This window comes from Saprospiraceae bacterium (assembly GCA_016719615.1).
Lineage (GTDB): Bacteria > Bacteroidota > Bacteroidia > Chitinophagales > Saprospiraceae > Vicinibacter.
The window spans coordinates 1,706,885-1,728,333 of sequence record JADJYQ010000001.1 but is presented as its reverse complement, the minus strand read 5'-3'; the positions used below and the strand labels follow the sequence as shown (position 1 = coordinate 1,728,333).

At 37.3% G+C, this 21,449-nt stretch carries 15 protein-coding genes and 1 other RNA gene; 11 read left to right on the top strand and 5 right to left on the bottom strand.

Going from position 1 to position 21,449, the window contains the following annotated elements; translation table 11 throughout:
• The first annotated feature begins 56 nt into the window (after positions 1-56).
• The 5 genes from pnp (at position 57) to ssrA (ending at position 5,133) form a co-directional block, all read left to right on the top strand.
• Positions 57-2,204, top strand: a complete 2,148-nt coding sequence (pnp, locus tag IPM92_07185) for a polyribonucleotide nucleotidyltransferase (GenBank protein ID MBK9108160.1) — start codon at positions 57-59, stop codon at positions 2,202-2,204.
• 90 nt (positions 2,205-2,294) lie between these two features.
• A complete protein-coding gene (locus tag IPM92_07180; GenBank protein MBK9108159.1) occupies positions 2,295-3,161 on the top strand; it encodes an RNA polymerase sigma factor RpoD/SigA in 867 nt (288 codons plus the stop codon).
• 70 nt (positions 3,162-3,231) lie between these two features.
• Positions 3,232-3,657, top strand: coding sequence for a hypothetical protein (locus IPM92_07175; GenBank protein MBK9108158.1), 426 nt, complete (start codon positions 3,232-3,234; stop codon positions 3,655-3,657).
• A gap of 33 nt (positions 3,658-3,690) precedes the next feature.
• Positions 3,691-4,644 carry a phosphoribosylaminoimidazolesuccinocarboxamide synthase gene (locus IPM92_07170; protein ID MBK9108157.1) on the top strand — a complete coding sequence of 318 codons (954 nt, stop codon included), beginning with the start codon at positions 3,691-3,693 and terminating at the stop codon, positions 4,642-4,644.
• Positions 4,645-4,766: 122 nt separating this feature from the next.
• Positions 4,767-5,133, top strand: a transfer-messenger RNA (tmRNA) gene (ssrA, locus tag IPM92_07165).
• A gap of 228 nt (positions 5,134-5,361) precedes the next feature.
• On the opposite strand, the gene IPM92_07160 is transcribed toward ssrA, so the two are convergent.
• From IPM92_07160 to IPM92_07150, 3 genes are read right to left on the bottom strand one after another with little or no spacing between them, the layout of a single operon-like run.
• Entirely contained in the window at positions 5,362-6,183 is an 822-nt protein-coding gene (locus IPM92_07160) for a DUF2520 domain-containing protein (GenBank protein ID MBK9108156.1), read from the bottom strand.
• Positions 6,173-8,995 (bottom strand): cytochrome c biogenesis protein CcsA, encoded by a 2,823-nt coding sequence (gene ccsA, locus IPM92_07155; protein ID MBK9108155.1) that lies wholly within the window; start codon positions 8,993-8,995, stop codon positions 6,173-6,175. The genes IPM92_07160 and ccsA overlap by 11 nt, the downstream gene beginning before the upstream one ends.
• Positions 8,992-9,390 carry a cytochrome c maturation protein CcmE gene (locus IPM92_07150; protein MBK9108154.1) on the bottom strand — a complete coding sequence of 133 codons (399 nt, stop codon included), beginning with the start codon at positions 9,388-9,390 and terminating at the stop codon, positions 8,992-8,994. Before IPM92_07150 ends, ccsA begins: the two co-directional genes overlap by 4 nt.
• 117 nt (positions 9,391-9,507) lie before the next feature.
• Here IPM92_07150 and IPM92_07145 point away from each other — a divergent pair, with 117 nt between their 5' ends.
• The 3 genes from IPM92_07145 to IPM92_07135 all read left to right on the top strand — a co-directional run bounded on the left by IPM92_07145 (position 9,508) and on the right by IPM92_07135 (position 14,551).
• Positions 9,508-10,185, top strand: a complete 678-nt coding sequence (locus IPM92_07145) for an ATP-binding cassette domain-containing protein (GenBank protein ID MBK9108153.1) — start codon at positions 9,508-9,510, stop codon at positions 10,183-10,185.
• Between the two features lie 66 nt (positions 10,186-10,251).
• On the top strand, positions 10,252-11,589 hold the full coding sequence (gene ffh, locus IPM92_07140; protein ID MBK9108152.1) for a signal recognition particle protein: 1,338 nt from the start codon (positions 10,252-10,254) through the stop codon (positions 11,587-11,589).
• A gap of 61 nt (positions 11,590-11,650) precedes the next feature.
• Positions 11,651-14,551: a T9SS type A sorting domain-containing protein gene (locus tag IPM92_07135; GenBank protein MBK9108151.1), complete on the top strand. Its 2,901-nt coding sequence runs from the start codon at positions 11,651-11,653 to the stop codon at positions 14,549-14,551.
• 422 nt (positions 14,552-14,973) lie between these two features.
• Here the strand turns inward: IPM92_07135 and mutS are convergent, their stop codons facing one another.
• Positions 14,974-17,541, bottom strand: a complete 2,568-nt coding sequence (gene mutS, locus IPM92_07130) for a DNA mismatch repair protein MutS (protein MBK9108150.1) — start codon at positions 17,539-17,541, stop codon at positions 14,974-14,976.
• Positions 17,542-17,703: 162 nt separating this feature from the next.
• Between mutS and IPM92_07125 the strand changes: the two genes are divergently transcribed.
• Positions 17,704-18,189, top strand: coding sequence for a hypothetical protein (locus IPM92_07125; GenBank protein MBK9108149.1), 486 nt, complete (start codon positions 17,704-17,706; stop codon positions 18,187-18,189).
• A 78-nt stretch (positions 18,190-18,267) separates the two neighbouring features.
• On the opposite strand, the gene IPM92_07120 is transcribed toward IPM92_07125, so the two are convergent.
• Positions 18,268-19,044 (bottom strand): T9SS type A sorting domain-containing protein, encoded by a 777-nt coding sequence (locus IPM92_07120; GenBank protein MBK9108148.1) that lies wholly within the window; start codon positions 19,042-19,044, stop codon positions 18,268-18,270.
• Positions 19,045-19,117: 73 nt separating this feature from the next.
• On the opposite strand from IPM92_07120, the gene IPM92_07115 reads away from it, so the two are divergent.
• Together IPM92_07115 and IPM92_07110 are read left to right on the top strand one after the other, a co-directional pair.
• Positions 19,118-20,443, top strand: coding sequence for a TonB-dependent receptor plug domain-containing protein (locus IPM92_07115; protein ID MBK9108147.1), 1,326 nt, complete (start codon positions 19,118-19,120; stop codon positions 20,441-20,443).
• Entirely contained in the window at positions 20,440-21,378 is a 939-nt protein-coding gene (locus IPM92_07110) for a TonB-dependent receptor (GenBank protein MBK9108146.1), read from the top strand. The genes IPM92_07115 and IPM92_07110 overlap by 4 nt, the downstream gene beginning before the upstream one ends.
• Positions 21,379-21,449: the final 71 nt, after the last annotated feature.

The following is a 21,449-nucleotide window of genomic DNA, read 5'->3' as shown; positions in this document are numbered from 1 at the left end:
GATATGTCTGCTAAGCTTCTGTGTTTATATTAATAAAAATATTAAGATTAATAATTATGGGTTTACAAACTCCATTTTCTACTTCCTTTAACTTGCCGGATGGCCGTGAAGTTATTCTTGAAACAGGTAAATTAGGAACCCAGGCACATGGTTCTGCTGTCGTAAAGCTTGGAAACACCATGTTGTTTGCCAGTGTGGTTTCCAACAAAGAAGCCCGTGAAGGACAAGAATTTTTTCCCCTTTCTGTGGACTATCAGGAACGCTTTGCAGCTACAGGTCGCATTCCCGGTAATTTTTTCAGAAGAGAAGCGAGATTGTCAGATTACGAAGTTTTGGTTTGTAGATTGGTCGATAGAGCGATTCGTCCACTATTTGATGACAATTATTTCTGTGAAACACAGATTATCATCAATTTTATTTCCGGTGATTTGGAAACGATGCCGGATGCTTTAGCCGGCCTGGCTGCTTCAACTGCTTTATGTTGCTCAAATATTAATTGGCAAGGACCTATTTCTGAAGTTAGAGTTGCCAAAATTAACGGAGCGTTTGTCGTAAACCCAAACCGAACCGCTTTAAAAGAAGCAGAATTAGATATTATTGTTGCAGCGACTGAGCAGAATCTCATGATGGTTGAGGGAGAAGGCAATGAATGCGACGAAGCGGACTTGATTCAGGCGATCAAAGTTGGCCACGAAGCCATCAAAGTGCAATGTAAAGCTCAGCTTGAGTTGGCCGCTAAATTAGGTAAGGCAATAACAATAAAAAGGGAATTGCCGGTCGTTGAAATAGATACTGAATTGCAATCAATGGTGGAAGCTCAAACAACTTCCAGAATTAATGAAATAGCCTCTTCAGCACTTCCAAAAATGGAAAGAAAAGATGGTTTTGATCAGGTTCTCGATAGTTTAATGGATTTTGTAAAACTTGAGAAAGGAGAAGATTATTACAAAGAGAATAAACAAAAGATTAAAACTTATTTTGACAAACATAAGAAAAAACTCATCCGCCAATATATGCTCAATACTTCCAACAGATTGGATGGAAGAGGACATAAAGAAGTGAGGCCTATTTGGACGGAAGTAGAATATTTGCCTTCCGCACATGGATCCGCAATTTTCAATAGAGGGGAAACTCAATCTTTGACATCTGTAACTTTAGGAACAAAAGATGATGAGTTATTAATAGATACCGCCATTGAGTTTTACAATGAAAAATTTATACTTCATTATAATTTTCCCGGATTTTCAGTAGGAGAAGCTAAACCTCAAAGAGGTCCCGGCAGGAGAGAAGTTGGGCATGCAAACTTGGCTGGTCGATCAATTCGCAAAGTAATGCCATCTGGGTTTCCATATACCGTTAGAATTGTTTCGGATATTTTGGAATCCAATGGTTCTTCCTCAATGGCAACCGTTTGTGCTGCTTCATTGGCTTTAATGGATGCTGGTGTTCCAGTAAAAACAGCTGTAGCCGGTATTGCAATGGGTTTAATTTCTGATTCTGGTAAAACATTGATCCTCTCAGATATTTTAGGAGATGAAGATGCTTTAGGTGGCATGGACTTTGAAGTAACAGGCACGCGTAAGGGAATTTGCGGGACTCAAATGGATATGAAAATTGACGGACTTTCTTTTGAATTGCTCGAACAGGCCTTGCTTCAAGCAAAAGAAGGAAGATTACATATTCTGGATAAAATGGCAGAAACTATTGAAGTCGCAAATCCAGACTTAAAACCGCATGCACCACGCATTGTAGAAATCATCATAGAAAAGAGCTTTATTGGAGGTGTGATTGGTCCCGGTGGTAAAATAATTCAGGAAATGCAAGCCAAGACTGGAACGAAAATCAATATTGAAGAAGTAGGCGATAAAGGAATCATCAACATCTTTGGTCCTAATAAAGATGGTTTAGATGAAGCAGTCAAAATGATTGAAGCCATTACATTTGTGCCTCAGGTAGGTGATGTATATGATGGTAAGGTTGTTTCAATATTCCCATTTGGAGTATTTGTGGATTTTAAGAATAAATCTGGTTTACTTCACGTAAGTGAAATGTCGCATTCGCGTATCGATAATGTTGATGATGTTTTCAAAGTAGGAGATGCTGTTAAAATTAAATTGATTGGGGTGGATCCTAAAACCGGAAAACTGAGACTTTCAAGAAAAGCCATCATGCCTAAAAAGGATGACCCGGCTGAAAGAGCATAAATTCTATATTTTCTGCTTTTTTGCAGTTTTATTTGCTAAACTGAAACTTTTTTGGCAGTATTGTCATTAAATAGGGCAGTAGCAATAAGAATGCGTCAACTTAAGATTACTCAAAAAATTACAAACAGGGAAAGCCAAGCCCTGGAAAAATATCTTGGAGAAATTGCCAAGATTGAAACAATTAGCCCGGAAAAAGAAGTTGAACTTGCTAAAAGAATCAAAACTGGGGATCATCACGCGCTTGATGAGTTGGTACGGGCCAATTTGCGTTTTGTAGTTTCTGTAGCCAAGCAATATGTCAATAATGGCTTACCATTAAATGACCTGATCAACGAAGGAAACGTTGGATTGTTAAAAGCTGCACGAAGATTTGACGAAACCCGGGGTTTCAAATTCATCACCTTTGCTGTTTGGTGGATTCGGCAAACCATTTTATCTGCTATTATAGAAAATTCCCGAATGATTCGTCTTCCATATAATAAATTTCATTCACAAAAACATATCGTCGATCTCTACCAAAGTTTTTTGCAAGAATATGAAAGAGAACCTACGCCCGAGGAAATTTCTGAAACTTTTGGTCTAAAGCCGGAAGACGTTTACTTATTAATCCAGTCCAACAACAAACATGTTTCATTGGATGCACCTGTTGGAGGTGACGACGGTGAATACAGCATGCTAAGTTTACTGGGAGACGAAAACAGCGTAGCTCCTGATTTGGCATTGTTAAAAGATTCGATCAAAGATGACCTAAATGCAGGTCTCAAACACCTTGCGCCAAGAGAACGGGAAGTCATCACCAGATTATATGGTTTGGATGGTGGCTCTACTTCGACTTTTGATGAACTTGCGTCAGAAATGGAAATTTCAGTCGAACGTTTACGACAAATAAAAGAACTTGCGTTGCGGAGACTACGTAGATATTTTCTGAAATTTGGGATCCAACCTGGTGTCTTTTAAACTAAACTTGCGGGCACTGTGTTTACTTTCATGGTTTTATAAATTGCGATAAAATCCTTACCTTAGCTTTATGACTGTTAGAAATCAGATACGACTTATTGTTTACAGGATTCACGAGAAAGGCCTTGAGGTGTTGCTGACAAAACCTTCTGACATTGAAGGATATTGGGCGTTATACAATGCACAGACAACGGAGATCATTGGCGGAGATTCTACGGAATCCAATCATTTCATTAAGCTCGAGTCTAATGCTGAATTGGGAACGCAAGCGATTGCGATTGAGGCAGATTGGCATGATTTACCGAAAGTGCGAAATTTATTAAAAAACGACATCAATTTTGTAACAGAAGCCATCGCGTCCAAAATTCCGGATGTTGAAAATTCTGCTTACGTAGTAGTAAAAGAGGCATTTAAAAAATTAATGCCACAAGAATACGAGTGGATCAAGGAATTAAAAGAAGTCATTTTAGATCGGAATACACTTCGGAATATCTAAATTTCAGTATTAATATTGACCCGATTTAAAAACATGCATCTTACACCAGAAAATTATTGTCTCCAATACACTCATTTCAATTTTAAAAATCAGACCCATAAATACACGGGCAAAGTCCGAGATGTTTATGACATTGGCGATCAACTTATCGTCATTACAACTGATCGAATTTCAGCATTTGATCATATTTTACCAAGGCCAATTCCTTTTAAGGGTCAGGTTTTAAATCAAATTGCAGCTTATTTTTTAAACGAATTAAAAAGTATCATAGATACCTGGCTTATTGAAACCCCTGATCCTAATGTTTCTGTTGGCTGGAAGTGCGATCCGATAAAAATTGAAATGGTCGTCAGAGGATATCTGACCGGGCACGCATGGCGAGTTTATCAAAGTGGCCAGAGGATATTATGTGGAGAAAAATTGGAAGAAGGAATGGTCCAAAATCAGGCTTTTCAAAAACCGCTGATCACACCAACAACGAAAGCAGCTGCAGGTCACGATCTTGACATTTCATTAAGTGAGATTCGAAAATCAAGAATTGTTTCTGACCTCATCTTGGATCAAATGACAGATGTAGCTTTGAAGCTATTTGATGCAGGAACACAATTGGCAGCTCAGCGGGGATTAATACTGGTTGACACCAAATACGAGTTTGGGCTTAGAAATGGTAAGCTATGTCTAATGGATGAAATTCATACACCCGATAGTTCCAGATATTTTGAAAACGAAGCTTATTTACAGCTTTTAAACGAAGGAAAGCCTCAGAAGCAGCTTTCGAAGGAATTTGTCAGAGAATGGCTGATCTCAAATGGTTTCCAGGGTTTAGAAGATCAGTTAATGCCTGAAATGTCTGACGGATTTGTATGGCATACCTCAGAACGGTATATCGAATTGTTTGAGAAAATTACTGGCCAGGAATTTAAGCAAATACAAACGGGAATGTCTATTGAGGAACGGCTCTTTCAAAATTTAAAAAACTATTTTTAAAATTCGGGAACGATTTCCCACAAGGCGTTGTTTACTGTCAAACCTGAATGCAGGAAATAATAGTTTGTTGCTTTCTAACAGGTCGTAAAGACCAATATTGTTGAATACCTATAAATCACATTGGGGTTGTATGGAATCGACAGGAAATGTAAGGAGCCGGCAAGCATGCCGTAGCATGATGATTCACTACGTTAAAAATGGTTATCGGTTTTTAAATGGCAATACTTCTTTTGCTGTTGCAGCTTAATTCAGAGAATTAATTTGCATCTGTGCCCGTAATTTTTAGCCTGACAGAATTACAATGGCGCATCAAACTTTCAGGCTGGTTATTTTGGAGGTCCCGGCCAAAAGACGAGAAGTTGGGAATAAGGTTTGATTAGCTCGTTTCTTAAGCTCACTCAAACCTGACAAATAAATAAGAAACTAAGCATGTAGAAAACTTGTTTTTTCTTTCTCTGGACGCGGGTTCGACTCCCGCCAGCTCCACAAATGCTCCTTTATGAGGGGCATTTTTTTTAAGATTAAGAACCTAAAGCTTTGTTATAAGCCATATTCATTTCATCGAAAAGTTTAAATACATTTTGAAGTAACTGTTCTGTTACCAAGACAGCTATTGTTTCATATGAATAAATGCTTGAAGATTCGATAAATTTATAAGTCTGTTCAAAAGGTCCAATTTCAAATTTCAAAAGAAACTTGTTATTTGATTTAAATACGCTAATCAGCAGTTGTGGGTGTGGAATTTGGCCGAGGATTCTCATGTTTAAAGGTTTGCATGATGAGTAGAGAATATTTTTTATAAAGAGTGCGGTATTCAGGAAATTCGCTTACTAACAAACGAATGTGTTTTTCTAATGTAGTTGTATCCATGCGTTTAGCCGGACCTGTTTGTGTGTGGATGGGATCGAGTTTGAATGCTTTGAGTATTGTCTCGGTCATTAAAGGATTCAGAACTTCAAGTGGAACATTACAACTTTCAAGAATTTGTTTGGCAATGATCAAATTAAAATTGGTAAAATTATTTGCAAAAACGGATGCCAAATGCAAATGAGTGCGGATCGCGTCATTCATATGATAAACTTTATGGCTTATCGTAGCCGCAAGCTCATGAAATGCGGCTAAGGATGCTTCAGATCCTTCGGTAAAAATGGGTATTTCAGTCCAATCTGGTTGGCTGTTTAAACTAAAACTTTGTAGTGGGTAAAAGAGGCCCCGATGAATAAAATAAGGATCAATCAGATCCCGACTATTGACACCACTGGTGTGTGCTATGTGCGAATGCGGAGGCAAATAATTTGAACATTCAGCGCTAATGCTTTGAATGGCATCATCTTTTATGCATATCAGATAAAAATCAGCCTCAGTATTTAATTCCTTAAGTTGATCAATGGCATCCGCTTGCATTTGTTTCGCCAGATGGACTGCGTTTGTGAGATTTCTCGAATAAACCTGCAGAATTTGATGTCCGTTATGATAAAGTATTTGCCCTAAATGGCTGGCCACATTGCCCGATCCCATTAAGACAATTTTAGAGGACATCGCTTAAAACTTTACGCCGATGATAAGAAGCTAACAATAAGCCTGCAACCATAAATATACTTCCTAACCAAACTAAATTAATCCACGGAAAACGAATCAGCTGAATTACAATAAAATCAGTACGTGGCGCATTTTCGGCAATTTCAAATGGCAAGGCTAAATGGTGCAGATCCGGATGGAGTCCATACTCAAATGTCATTTCCTCGGTCTGAGGGTTGATTTTGACAAAGCGGATACTGATACCGGGCGAAAGCGTGCTTACAGGCAAAGAAATAATCTGATGGCCCCGAATTACGAAATAACATTCCACAAGTGATTTTTCTTGAGCGGAACTTATTTCTAATATGGCTGATACTGCAATGTCAGCATTGGTTTCTTTGATGATTTCTTGAGGTACATTTTTGCCAATCTCAAGGAGTTTCAACTGAATCTTGTCGGAGATTTGTAGGATTTCTTCTTTTCGAATTTGAATTAATTTTTTTTCGAGGTCTTGGTAAGGTGGCACGATACTGCTGTACAAAGTATCGGGAATGTTGAGACGAAGCCCAAAAGATTCCATTTTTGCTGGAAATTTATAGATGAGATTATTCCTGAAAAGAATGGCAGGTTTGCTGGTGTGCATTTTGCGATCTTCTTTTCTAATAACCTCTAATTCCATCTGAAACTGCTGGTCATTTGGTTTGACTTCAAATTCTATGGGTGTAAATTGTGTATGAATGTTCTTTAACACATACAAATGCTCGTTGGTTTCAATGGAATCGCCGGGTTTTATAAAATGCATTTTATAGACGAGACTATCTTCTGCTTGTTTTGCAGATTCTGCATCTACCTGAGATTGCGGTATTTGAGCTATTAAGGAGAATATATCCTGATGAACTGATCTTTTAATGCTGGGGTTTGATGCTGCGACCTTTGTAAGTTTATTGTCGTATTGTATTTCGGGATATAAAGTAAAAGTCTCTGTTCGATTTCCACTTGTATCTTCCTTCCAAAACTGTAAAGTGTATTTACGTATCTTTTGTATAAAAGTATCCTGACTGTATTCAACCCAATAACCATTCATAAACATGGATTCATTGCGAATCAATGTTATGTGCTTGGAGAGTTCATCCATATCTGGATTTTCAAGGAGGCCTTCCTGTGCAAATTTATTGGTTGATAGAATTTGTTTATTAACGCCGGTAAATAATATTCCAAGTACGAGTATGCCAAAGCCACAATGTGACAAAACGGAAGCAGCTAATTTGAGATTTGCCTTTAATACAAATAGAAAAAAATACGCGGAAGTGAATAGCGCAAACCAAGCAGAAAAAAGAAATAAAAAATGGCTCCAATGTAATTGAACAAAAGAAATTTTATACACGACAGTGGAGCTTACTAAAGAAAGTAAAAACAAACTAACAAGTGTTAATATGGTTTTTTTTGAAGGCCCTTCCGGTTGTAAGTATTTTAAATACACGGCTGTACCTGACAGGAGAGAAATAAAAATGGCTATCCAAATCTGAAATTGATTATGATGTGAAATGGGATCCAGAGGAATACTTCTATGCAAATGCGTGAAGTTGTTGCCAGATATAGATCCTGCTAAGTCCAGGATTTTATTGTAAACGGGTATCGAGGTGGTAAATGAAATGAGCAATGCGCTAAACAATAGTGTTAAACTCCCAATAAACATCCAAAATTCACGGGAATGTATATCTTCTTCTTTTTGAGGAGAAGGAAAATATTTAATTTGTTTCCAATAAGTGTAAAATGGAAAAATGGTAGAGAAAACGCATAGAGCCACCAATTGCCATTCCAGTCCCATTTGTGTAAAGGCATGTGCAGAACTATCACCTAAGATTCCGCTCCTTGTAAGAAACGAAGAATAACAAACAAAAATAAAACTCAAAAAATATAATATAAATGTAGGCTTTAAGGAATAAGTTGTGGCGTTTGCGATGAGGTTGGCATGAATTCCTGCTACCAGGATCAACCAAGGCGCCAGTGACATATTTTCTACGGGATCCCAAGCCCAGTATCCTCCAAAGCTTAAGGCTTCATATGCCCATGCTCCGCCCATGAGAATGCCGGTGCCGAGTACAAATCCAGAAAACAGACTCCAGGGCAAAGCTTCTTTTAACCACTGTTGTTGATCTTTATGGATAAGTGCAGAACAGGCATATGCAAAAGGGATAATGGTTGATGCGAATCCCAGAAATAAAGTAGGTGGGTGTATGATCATCCAATAATTCTGAAGCAATGGATTTAAACCATTGCCTTTTATGAGACTTACATAATCAGCATTTGCGAATAATGGAATGTCCATGGTATATCGGAGAAGATTGAAAGGACTACTTCCTAACTTGATTTCACCAAAATGAACCCCTAACAACATAGAGGTCAGTATTGCATTAACCCCAAGAATGATGAGCAAAACGCTTGTTCTAAGTTTGTTTTGTTGGCGACAAAAATAAATTCCCAAAATCCCATTCCAGAACATCCATAACAAAAAACTCCCTTCCTGTCCTTCCCAAAATGCCGAAAGAATGTATCGCATCGGCAATTCATCTGACACATGTGCCCAAACGTATTCAAATTCGTAGTAATGGCTTTGCATCATATACAAGATCAAGCCAATAGCAGATAAAATGGAGCTAAAATGAATGATATATGCGAGCTTTATTGCGAGCAGCCATTGAGGGCTTGGTTGAGCGCGTTGCAGATAACCTGAAACGATTGCAAACATTGCACTAAAAAATGCAAGGAGTATTAAAAAATGTCCTACATAATGAATCCAGATATGTTCATTGAGGTATTGAACGGAATTCATAATTCGGCTGTAGACTTAATAAAGATTTCTTCGTCTTTGTATTTGGAGGGGCATTTTAAAAGCATATTTTTTGCTTCGAAATGTTCGGTTGTCATTTTGCCTGTTAATACAATTTGTTCTGATAATTCAAAATCCTGAGGTTTAGGAGCTCTTAAAATAACTTTTTTCGTCAAACCGGTTTTATCTGTTAAATAAAAACTAAAATAATTAGCATCCTCTTCAGGTTTGTAATAGATCTCCTGCTCTTTGGCCAATTGCCCTACAATTTTAACTAAATCTCCGCTAGCTGATGCATCTTCAAAACCGGAATAGGTTGAAAAATCTTTAGAAGCGGTGATGAGAATGCCTATTGCGGCTGCTATTAAAATAAAGGAAAGGATGTAAACTCTTTTCATTGGACAAATTTAGCTAAAGATCTGCATAAAAATTCTGTAAGCTCTTTTGTTTAAAATATATTGACATTTCAACAAAAACTTAGCTTGTCAGTCTAATTTTGAGCCTTAATACTTTCAATGATGACTTATCCGATTATCGATGCTTCAAGATTGTGTTTGTTTCATGGAGAGAAATGCATACTCGATGAGGGAACTTTTAAAATCTTTGAAGGGCAATGGAGTGAAATTATTGGTCCTCCAAATTCTGGAAAATCGACCTTATTGAATGCCATTATAGGAAATCACGATCAAGGGTCTGGGCAATTGCAAATATTGGGTTACACTTTATTTCCAGTAAACAGAGATGATGCCAGACTATTGCGTCGAAAAATTGGTCTTGCTCAACAAACTCCGGATTTGTTAATGGACAAGACCATACGTGTAAATTTAATGATGGCGCTGCAGGCAGCAGATAAAATTAAGGAAAAACCTGATGAAAGTATCATTCAAGAGATGCTTGACGAAGTAGGCTTGTTGGCGAAAATTAAATCTGAAATTAGAAATTTGTCACATACAGAAATACTAACCGTTGCGATCCTTAGAAGTATTATCACAAAACCCAAATTGATTTTAATTGATCAATTGCTCGAGTACTTAGAGGAGAATTTTCGCAACAAACTCATCGCAATCCTTTACAATTTAGTGATTAAAGAAAAAATTGCACTAATTTCAACAAGTTATTTGGAACTTCCGAACTTACCCTTCGAAACCCTGAGATTTAAACTTGATGGTGGCAAATTGCTAGCCATCAATTAGAACCATTGTCTTTTCAAGAAGTGCATATCAGGGTGCTCCTTCCTATATTTGCGCAAAATATTGATCATGTTTGAAAGTTTGAATGAACGTTTAGATCAGGCATTTAAAGCATTACGAGGCAATGCCAGGCTAACAGACCTAAATATTGCTGAATCCATTAAAGATATTCGCAGAGCCTTGGTCGAGGCCGATGTTAATTATAAAATCGCTAAAGAATTTACCGATAAAGTCAAGGAAAAGGCACTTGGGACTGAGAACATCTTAAAGGCTGTAAAACCCGGCGAGCTCATGGTAAAGATCGTCATGGATGAATTGATCGAACTCATGGGAAGTCAAGCCGAAGGCTTAAATCTGAGTGGAAAACCTTCAGTGATTCTTATAGCAGGCCTTCAAGGATCGGGTAAAACCACTTTTTCCGGAAAATTGGCTCTTTTCCTGAAATCAAAGAAGAATAAAAAAGTGCTCCTCACTGCTTGCGACGTTTACAGGCCGGCTGCCATTGATCAGTTGACGGTACTCGGAGAAAGCATTGAAACTGAAGTCTTCAAAAATATTGAAATTAAAGACCCTGTGGCAATAGCTCAGCAAGCAGTTCAGTATGCTAAAGAGCAACAGTTTGATATCGTCATTGTAGATACCGCCGGCCGGACTTCTGTCGATGAAGAAATGATGGACGAGATTGAGCGATTAAAAATTGCTTTGCAACCTTCCGAAACTTTGTTTGTGGTAGATTCCATGACAGGTCAAGATGCTGTAAATACGGCATTAGCCTTTCATAGCAGAATTCAGTTTGACGGAGTTGTTCTCACCAAATTAGATGGAGACACCCGCGGTGGAGCAGCATTGTCTGTGAAATACACGGTCGGAAAGCCCATTAAATTTGTGTCAACAGGTGAAAAATTAGATGCACTTGATGTGTTTTACCCCGACAGGATGGCACAGCGGATTTTAGGAATGGGGGATATCGTAAGTCTTGTCGAAAAAGCTCAAGAACAATTTGACGAAGTTGAAGCCAAAAAAATTGAGAAAAAGATCAAACAAAACAAGTTTGATTTTAATGATTTTCTAGGACAAGTTCAGCAAATCAAAAAAATGGGCGATGTAAACCAATTACTGGGTATGATCCCCGGGATGGGAAAACTAACCAAGGATGTTCAAATTGATGATAATGCTTTTGGTAAAGTGGAAGCCATCATACAATCTATGACACCCCAGGAACGCGGCAATCCGGAATTATTGAATATTTCCCGCAAAACCCGTATAGCTAAGGGTTGTGGAAGGAATTTGCATGAAGTAAATGCATTTATTAAGCAATTTGAGGAAATGCGAAAAATGATGTTTATGATGTCTAAAGGGCAAGGTGTGGGCAATATGATGCAGCAAATGCGGAATATCAGAAGATAAGGTCAGAAATTTTCTGAGAATCTCAATTGTTTTTCATTATTTTTACTAAAAATTAAAAAGCATGAAAAGATTCTTTTTCAGTTTACTGAGTTTTTTATTGGTAACTCAATCCAATGCCCAATTAGGTGAAGGTGCCATTGCTCCGGATTTTTCAGTTCAAGATCTCAATGGAAATACCTATAGCCTCTATTCAATGATGGGCACTGATAAAGCAGCTTGTTTGGATTTTATGGCTACCTGGTGTGGACCTTGCTGGACATTCAAGAGTAGCGGTGTGATGGAGCAGGTGTATAATAATTTGAGTGCTCAAACTACAGTAATCATGCTTGAGGGCGATTGGAGTACCAATACAAACTGTCTTTACGGTCCTTCTGGATGTAATAATTCTACCCAAGGCAATTGGGTTGCCGGAACGCCATATCCCATCGCTGATTTGTCATCTACTAACGGTCCATCCGTAATGAGTGATTACCAGATTGCTTTTTATCCAACGCTTTATGTGATCGCTCCGGATAAGAGAAGCTGGAAGATTAAATCAAGAACCTACCAGGAATATGTGAATTGGATTACCAAGAGTTTTAAACTAAATGCTACGGCTTCCGTGACACATTCACTTTGTGGTGACAATGGAAAAGTTACTTTAGCTACAACAGGTGGCCACAGTGTTTTGACATACAAATGGAGCAATGGTGCAACAACTAAAGATCTGATAAACTTGCCGGGAGGTACTTACGGAGTGACGGTAACCGACCTCAACGGTTATTTTAAAGAATTTGGTCCTTGGACTGTCAACGGTCCTTCTAAAAGAGTTGCTGTTACAAATTCTAATCTAACTCACGTCAATTGTTTCGGTGAATCAACCGGAGCTATTGAAATCGAAACGGATTATGGAACTTCGCCATATACTTATAACTGGTCAAATACCCAGAGCACTAAGGATCTTTCGAACCTAATAGCCGGTGCATATACGGTAACAGTAACTGATCAAAATAATTGTACTACTACGAAAAACTATACCCTTACACAACCAACATTATTAAAACTCACCACCAGCGCTAAACTGGAAACCTGTAGTGAAATGAATGGAAGCGTTTTAGCAAAAGCCACGGGTGGCGTCCCGCCTTATTCATACGATATTGGTTTTGGCCAGCAAGGCAGTCCGTTTTTTGAAGATTTGAGCGGTGGAAAAGACTATCAGGTTACGGTGACGGATTCTAAATTGTGCGATGAAGTTTCTAGCGTATTTGTTGATGTCACCATCAGACCAATTGCAAACGCAGGGTCTAATAAAGATCTTGAATGCAAAAATGGTTTTGTGTTGTTAGATGGTTCTATTTCAGATGAAGGCCCTGAAATTATTTATGAATGGTCAACCATTGCAGGTAGAATAACAAAGGGAATTGATGAAAAAATAGGAGAAGCCGACCTGCCAGGTCGATACTATATTAAAGTAAGTAATGTTCAAAACAAATGTAGTGCTATCGATTCAGTTGAAATCATCGATGTCCGCGAATTTCCCAATTTAAATTATACAGGAGATACAGCAATCAACTGTAAATATTTGGAATCAAATATTATAGGCAAGAGTCTGGATACTCAGGTTGTTTTTTATTGGAAGAAAGTTGGAGATTCCATATTTTATGAAAAATCTAATCTTTTGAAAGTCAGTGACGCTGGAAATTATATTCTACATGTCAAGGACACGGTCAATCAGTGTATTACCCGAGATACGATTGGTATTGTAAAGGATCAACTAAAACCAGATGCAATAGCAAACCCTGAAAGAGATTTGAGCTGCACTGTTTCTGAAATAACAATTGATGCAGGATCTTCATCAACGGGTCCGAATATGACTTACAGTTGGTCCACTTTAAATGGGAATATCGTTAGTGGAGCAAACTCTTTGTTTCCGCTGGTGGATAAAAAGGGAGACTATAAATTAGAAGTATTTAATGCTCAAAATCATTGTACGAATACTGCAGAAGTTCAAGTTCAAGAGCAAACACCATTACAAACAAATTTTGAACAAAATATAGACAATCGAACTGTTAAATTTCAAGATCTTACGACTGGATTACCTACAAAATGGACTTGGAATTTTGGAGATGGTGGACAAAGTAGTCTGCAAAATCCGGAACATAGCTTTGCTTCAGATGGCGAATACGAAGTATGTTTAAGTTCAGAAAATGATTGTGGACCTCAAGTCTACTGTAGGAAAATTCTTGTAGGCATTTCGGTTTCTTTGAATTTATTGAATTATGAACAACGAAATGTAAGTTGTTTTGGAGGCGATGATGGGCATATAAAACTAAACATCCAAGGTGGTGTGCCGCCCTATCACTTTTTATGGAATACTTCTGACACCAGTCAGAATCTTTTGAATCTCGAAGCAGGAGATTATGATGTTCAAATATCAGATCAACAGGGTACCAAGCTGAATAAATCATTTACCATCAAGCAAGCACTTGAAATTATAAGCCAAAATGTAAATATAACCAATACCACTTTTGGACAAAAAACTGGCAGCATCCTGCTTGAAATATTCGGTGGAGTGCCTCCTTATGCTTATAAATGGAGCAATGGTAGTATTGATAATCCTGCCAGCGGCTTAGCTGCGGGTATTTATAATTGTGAAGTAACTGATGCCAATGATTGTATAAAGGCATTCGGCCCTTATGAAGTTAAAGAATTGGTGAGTGTAGAAACTCCATCATGGTTAAACAGTGTATTCATTGCACCCAATCCTGGTTCAACAGCAACTCTTTTTATAGAATTAGCTGAATCTACAGTATTGAACTGGAGTATTCTCAATGTATACGGAAAAATTTTAAACCAAGAAGTCATTTCTGGAAAATCTATTAAACTTGATTTCAAAACGGAAGCTTTTGATCCAGGAATCTATTTTATTAATTTGCAAAGTGGTAATAAACAGCACACTTTGCGTTGGATGTGCATTAAATAAGGGGAGGGTTCATATTTTTGCTGGATAGGTTAACAATCAGTGTAAAAATAAATTTGCCTGATAGGAAATTTATTGTATTCAGTAAAATCAGATGAATTCTAGCTCCTGATTTTTAGAATTCCAATTGGGTGTAATATTTCATTTAATGATGTTGCGCAAAATGGAATGATGGAAACTAAATGTAAAAAATCTGCTGAGGAAAGACGGAATAAATGCTGCGTTAAAATATTGGTGATATAGCAATAATGACATCAGAAGTTCTTCAAGAATGTAATGGTAAATTAATTTCTGAATGAGTCTTTCCGTGTAGTTTTGTGAAATAGAGATTTTAATAATTTACGATTAGACCATTTGCCTAATCTAATCCGGGTTGTCAAATTTATTTGTGAAAAATATACACTACATTAAGAATTCAATGGCATTCAAACGGATCGCATTTGCTTTTGAATTTCAGCAATTTTCATCATACATTCAATAGGAGACAAGGTATTAAGATCTATTGCTTTGATTTGATCGATAAAATTTTGATTGACTATTTCTTGTTCCGTTGGAAATTGAATGGAATTTTCTTTTTCTATATTAGTTCCACTGTTGCCTTTAGATCTATGCTCTTCAAGCCCCTTTAATATTATAAAAGCTCTGTTTACAACTTCTTTAGGCATACCAGCCATTTGAGCAACGTGGATTCCAAAGGAATGTTCGCTGCCTCCTTTGACTAGTTTTCGCAAAAAAATGACACTGTTATTTAATTCTTTTGTGGCTACGTGATAATTATGAATCCTTGGCAAATATTCTGCAAGTTCATTTAATTCATGGTAATGCGTCGCGAAAAGCGTTTTGGCTCGTTTGTCAGGAATATTATGTAAATACTCAGCGATAGACCATGCGATGGAGATGCCGTCATAAGTGCTTGTGCCCCTGCCAATCTCATCCAATAAAATCAATGAACGATCAGAAAGGTTATTGAGAATAGAAGATGTTTCGTTCATTTCAACCATAAATGTTGATTCGCCGGAGGAAATGTTATCACTGGCACCAACTCGGGTAAAAATTCGATCAATAACACCTAGCCTTGCTTCTTTGGCAGGAACATATGATCCAATTTGAGCCATTAGACAGATCAACGCAGTTTGTCTAAGTATGGCTGATTTTCCTGACATATTTGGCCCAGTAATCATCAGGATTTGTTGTGAATCGGAATCGAGGTATATATCATTGGGAATGTAATGCTCCCCATCAGGTAATTGGTTTTCGATCACAGGATGCCTTCCATTTCGGATATCTATAATTTTGCCATCATCTAATAATGGCTTTGAAAAAGAAAGCGTCATTGCAGTTTTCGCGAATGAATGAACAACGTCTATGGTGGCAATATTTTTTGCGTTTTGCTGCAATGGTAAAAGGTATTCTTGAATTAAATCAATGAGTTTTTCAAACAGATCTTCTTCAATTTGAATAATTCTTTCTTCAGCTCCCAAAATTTTAACTTCCAGATTTTTAAGTTCTTCTGTTACATAACGTTCTCCCGTAGACATTGTTTGTTTGCGTATCCAATGGTCGGGAATGAGTCCTTGATTTTTAAATTTATTGGTAACTTCTAGATAATAACCAAAAACAGAGTTGTATCCGACTTTTAAATTGTTGATCCCGGTTGCTACGGCTTCTTTCATTTGGATTTCAACCAAAAGATCTTTTGAATGGGTGAGTACGAATTTTAATTCATCTAATTCTGACGAACAACCTGATTTAAAGATACCACCTTTATTGGTTTGATTTGGAGCATCATCTGCCAATTGCAAGTCTATTAGCTGACAAAGATCATCGCAATTTTGAATTTGGTTTCCAATTGTTTTTAGATTATGATTGGTTTGATTTTCTAAAAGTGACTTGAGTGGCTTTAATAATTTGAGGCACTTTTTAATATGATTAATTTCTCTGGGTGAAATCCTTCGCAATGGAATTTTTGAAACCAATCTTTCCAAATCACCGAATTGATGTAGTAATGATTCCAACTCATCAGTTAATTTTTGATCATTGATAACACTTTCAACCATGTCGAGCCTGGATTGAATTTTAGCTACATCCATGAGGGGAAGTACGATCCACTTTCGAAGTAATCTCGATCCCATCGGGGTTTGTGTGCGATCTATGATAGATAATAAGGTTTTGCCTTCGGGATGAATTGGCTCTATCAATTCTAGATTTCGAATGGTGAATCGATCCATCCATACGAAATCATCATTCGATAATCTGCTGATACTTGATAAATGTGATGGATTTTTAGTTTCGGTGGTGTCTAAATAATGCAATATGACACCAGCCGCTATTTGACCTATATTGTATTCTTCGATGCCAAATCCCTTAAGACTGTTGACTTTAAAATGGTCAAGGAGTTTTGTTTTGCCAAAATCACTTTGAAAAATCCATTCTTCTAAACCATAAGAATAAAACTGATCTCCAAATATTTTTTCAAATTCTGTGATTCGCTGTCTGGAAATAATGATCTCAGATGGATTAAAACTTTCAAGTAATTTTTTGATATAAGGAATATCTCCTTCTGAAAGATAAAATTCGCCTGTTGATATATCTGCCAAAGCGATTCCAATTTTCTCAATTGAAAAATGAATGGCAGCTAAAAAATTATTTTTCCGGACATCTAATAATTTATCATCAGTAGTAACTCCGGGTGTGATGACATCTGTGATACCGCGTTTCACAATTTTTTTTCCTTTAACGGGCTTTTCAAGTTGCTCGCACAATGCGACCCGAAAGCCGGCCCTTACAAGTCTCGGTAAATAAACATCAAGGGAATGGTGTGGGAAACCTGCCAATTCAATGTCTGAACCACCATTATTGCGTTTGGTCAACACAATGCCTAAAATTTTAGAAGTAGTAATGGCATCTTCGCCAAAGGTTTCATAAAAATCTCCCACTCTATAAAGCAATATCGCATCTGGATGCTTTGCCTTCATGGCATAATATTGCTCCATTAACGGAGTCATTGTATTTATTTCAAATAACAAAGGCTGTCCTTTCATTGCCGCAAATATAAAGCCGCTGCCAGCTATTTAGAATAGGATTCTACTGATATATTTGTTTGGTATTTAAAAGATAGTAAATTTGTCAATAATTCATTCCTTTAGACCTGATTTATGAATACACAATTTAAAGAAATCTCAGCAGCAGACTACCAATTGCTTGTCGAAGCTATTCCACTAATTGCTATTTTAATAGCAGGTGCGGATAATGAAATTGATTTAAAAGAGAAAACCTGGGCTGAGAAAATTGTAAAAATCAGAAGTTACCATAACCATTTTGATTTAAAGTCTTATTACAAAGATGTTGATCTTCAATATGCTGAATTGTTTGAAAAAGGGATGGCTGAACTTCCAGTTTCAGCGGAAGAAAGATGTTCTGTTATAAGTAATAAACTTAGTCAATTAAATCCAATTCTGCGAAAACTTCCCATGCGGACTTCGAGTCAACTATACACTTCTTTTTTAGCCTATGCCGAGCAAATTGCACGTTCGAGTGGAGGTATCTTAAGAATGATGTCAGTAAGTAAAGAAGAAACAGTATGGATCGGGTTGCCTATGATCGATCCTATCTTTTATGACGATTTTGAAGAGGAAGAATAAATTGAATTACCTCAAAAATGCGCTTCTGGAATTGACTTTAGCCCAATAATTACTTCTTCGTAAAATAAGTTTGCGATTCTAATAGCGAATAATTTTTTGAAAGTAACGCTTATTATTTTCCATCCAATAGATTAGATATAAACCAGGATTTTCACAGGAGCTCAAATCAAGTGTATTCCCGCTAAGAATGTTTTCAGATTTCAACAGTTGCATTTGACTGTTGAAAAGCAAAATGTATTCGGCTTTTGATTGGGTCTTAATGGTGTTTCCTAAAACCGGATTTGGATACCAGGTATCCGTTTTTTCTATCAAATTATTAGAGCTGGATGCACAATCAACTTCGGACAATAACGATAAAATATACTCACCTGGAAAAGCGGTACCTGGATATTCAGTGGTATAATCGAACGGAACGCCAACATTAACAGTGAGTTTTAACTTAATGATTGGTTTAAAATCACCAGGTGTATTTACAGGACTAGGAGTGCCATGGAGGATAAGACATCCGATTTCATTCTTTTTAAAAATACAGTTAGGTGGATTGCAACTGTACGAAATGCCAACCGGCAAATTTGAAATTGCATTTTGCGTATCAATGGATACTTTTTCAAGGGGTAGGGGAGCCGGCAAAATGGGAATTTGGACAGTGTCAGGCACTACTACCGTGAATACAAATTCATAGGGTTTGTTAATACATGCTTTTTTAGTGATACCTCCATTTGGATTTGTAGGAGATATAGGTCTTGGAAATACGCCTGCAGATGAATCTTTCAATGTACTATCAGGAAGACAGATCTGGGAATATGCACCTAAACTGAAGATGGATAAAATAAAAGAAATCGCAAATTGATTCATAATATTGCTGTATTTATTGGCCCAATATACAGACTAGATGAATAAGAACTTTATAATCCTGATAATTTTATTTTTGAAAGCATATTTGCCGGCTCAGGAACTAGCACAAAGTTTACAAGGACTTGTTTTGGATAACAAAACCAAAGAGCCCATTTCTGACGTGATGGTTACATCAGGCAAAAAATATTGTTTTACCAATGAAAGAGGTGAATTTAAATTGTCACTCGATAGTACTGCACATGTGCTTCGTTTTAAATTGGTGGGTTATGAGACCAAAGAAATTCCAATAGAGATGCTGACTGCAGAACCTGTGCTTTTGGAGGAAAGTTTTTTATTATTGTCAACTACTGTGGTGAGCGCCTCTAAATTTGAGAGACCTATTGCAGAATCTACGGTGTCTATGAATGTAATCACAAAAGAGATGCCTGACCGCCTCAACTCAATCAGTGGTGAAAAAGTGCTGGATCGAATTCCAGGAGTTCAAATCATAGATGGGCAGGCGAATATTCGTGGAGGTTCCGGATATAGTTATGGAGCGGGTAGCAGGGTCTTGTTGATGATGGATGATATGCCGATGATGCAACACGACGCTGCAAATCCCTATTGGAATGATTTACCCATGGAAAGCATCGGCCAAATTGAAGTTATAAAGGGTGCATCTTCAACGCTCTATGGGAGTTCGGCTATGAATGGAGTGGTCCATTTTCGGAGTGTACTTCCGGGGAGCGATCCTTATACTGCCATTTCTATTGTTCCAACGGTTTATTTAAAACCTGGAAATGGCAAAGAATGGTGGGGCAAAGAAGGTCAGATAAGTTTGCCTTATGAAAATTATTTTTCTATAGTACATCGCAAAAAAATAAACCAATGGGATTATTCGGTGAATGCCAGTTACGATCGGAAAATTGGATTTAATAAAAAAAATAATTCTGATAATGTTCGCTTCAACGGAATTGCGCGGTATCGAATGAGTGATAGTTTGCTTTTTTCGCTTGGCATAAATGCAAATGGCGGTTCCAGCAGTGATTTTTTTTATTGGCTGGATAATGGCTTGTACGAAGGGGCAGAAGGAGCGGCAACCAAAAGCGATAAATTGCGATTTACCATCGACCCGGCTTTAAGTTATCATGACCGAAAAGGCTTTCATCATAAATTGATAAGCAGGTATTACAATATTTTTAATGGAGCTGACCAGAATCAGGAAAATAAGAGCAACCATGCATATGGGGAATATCAAATGCATAAACGCATCAACTCTATATTGCTGGATATTCAAGCGGGACTGGTTTTAAATGGAACCTGGACGAAAGCCAAACTATATAGTGATACCGCATTTACATTACACAATCAAGCAGCTTATCTGCAATTGGAAAACGTTTTTGGTCTCGTTTGCTTATGAATGCGGGCATCCGGTATGAACGCTATACCTCTGAGGGTCCCGGTAAATTGTCAGGAAGTGATATTGCACAGCAAACAAAAGATGATCGGTTTATACTGCGCGCAGGGATGAATTATCAGTTGCTAAGAGCTAGCTTTTTAAGAGTTTCGATAGGTGAAGGATTTAGATTTCCTTCTTTGGCTGAAAAATACATTTCAACATTTGCCGGTGGATTACAAATCGTGCCTAATCCCAAATTACAGTCTGAGCATGGCTGGAATGCTGAGTTTGGAATCCGTCAGGGTTTAGCGATTTTGGGTTTTAAAGGAATGATTGACTTTTCTTATTTCCAGTCTAGTTATTTTGATATGATGGAATTTGTTTTGAACAATCAACTTCAGTTTCAATCCAAAAATATTGGGAATACTCAAATCAAAGGTTACGAAGCGGAATTGTATGTTTCTCGTCCTATTCAAAATGGATCACTTACGATTCAGGCAGGATATACTTATATCAATCCAAAATATCGGGAGTTTGATTTGGAAGGTAAAAATTTGGCTATCAATGAAAGGGAATTTGCACCCATTGGTCAGCAAAACGCAGCCAACTCAAGTGCCGATGTAAACATTCTCAAATATCGTTCTAAGAACTTATTCCGGTTTGATATAAATTTAGATTACAGGAAGTTTTATGCAGGATATTCATTTCAATATGTTTCACATGTGCAAGCCATTGATTGGTTGTTTCAGGTGACCTTATTCATAAAAGGGATAGAAGATTTTAGAAAAGTCCATGATCATGGATACAGGGTCCACGACCTGAGAATTGGCTACCATTTACAGCAATGGAATATTCAATTAAATGTTAATAATCTACTGAATGAAATTTATACTACCCGGCCTGGTCTTTTAGAGGCCCCAAGAAATATGAGTCTTAAATTGCGTTATACTTTTTAAAAACATATAAATAATTATAAATCAGTTATTTATAAAATTTTAATCATATTACCTAGGCTCCTTTTATTTTA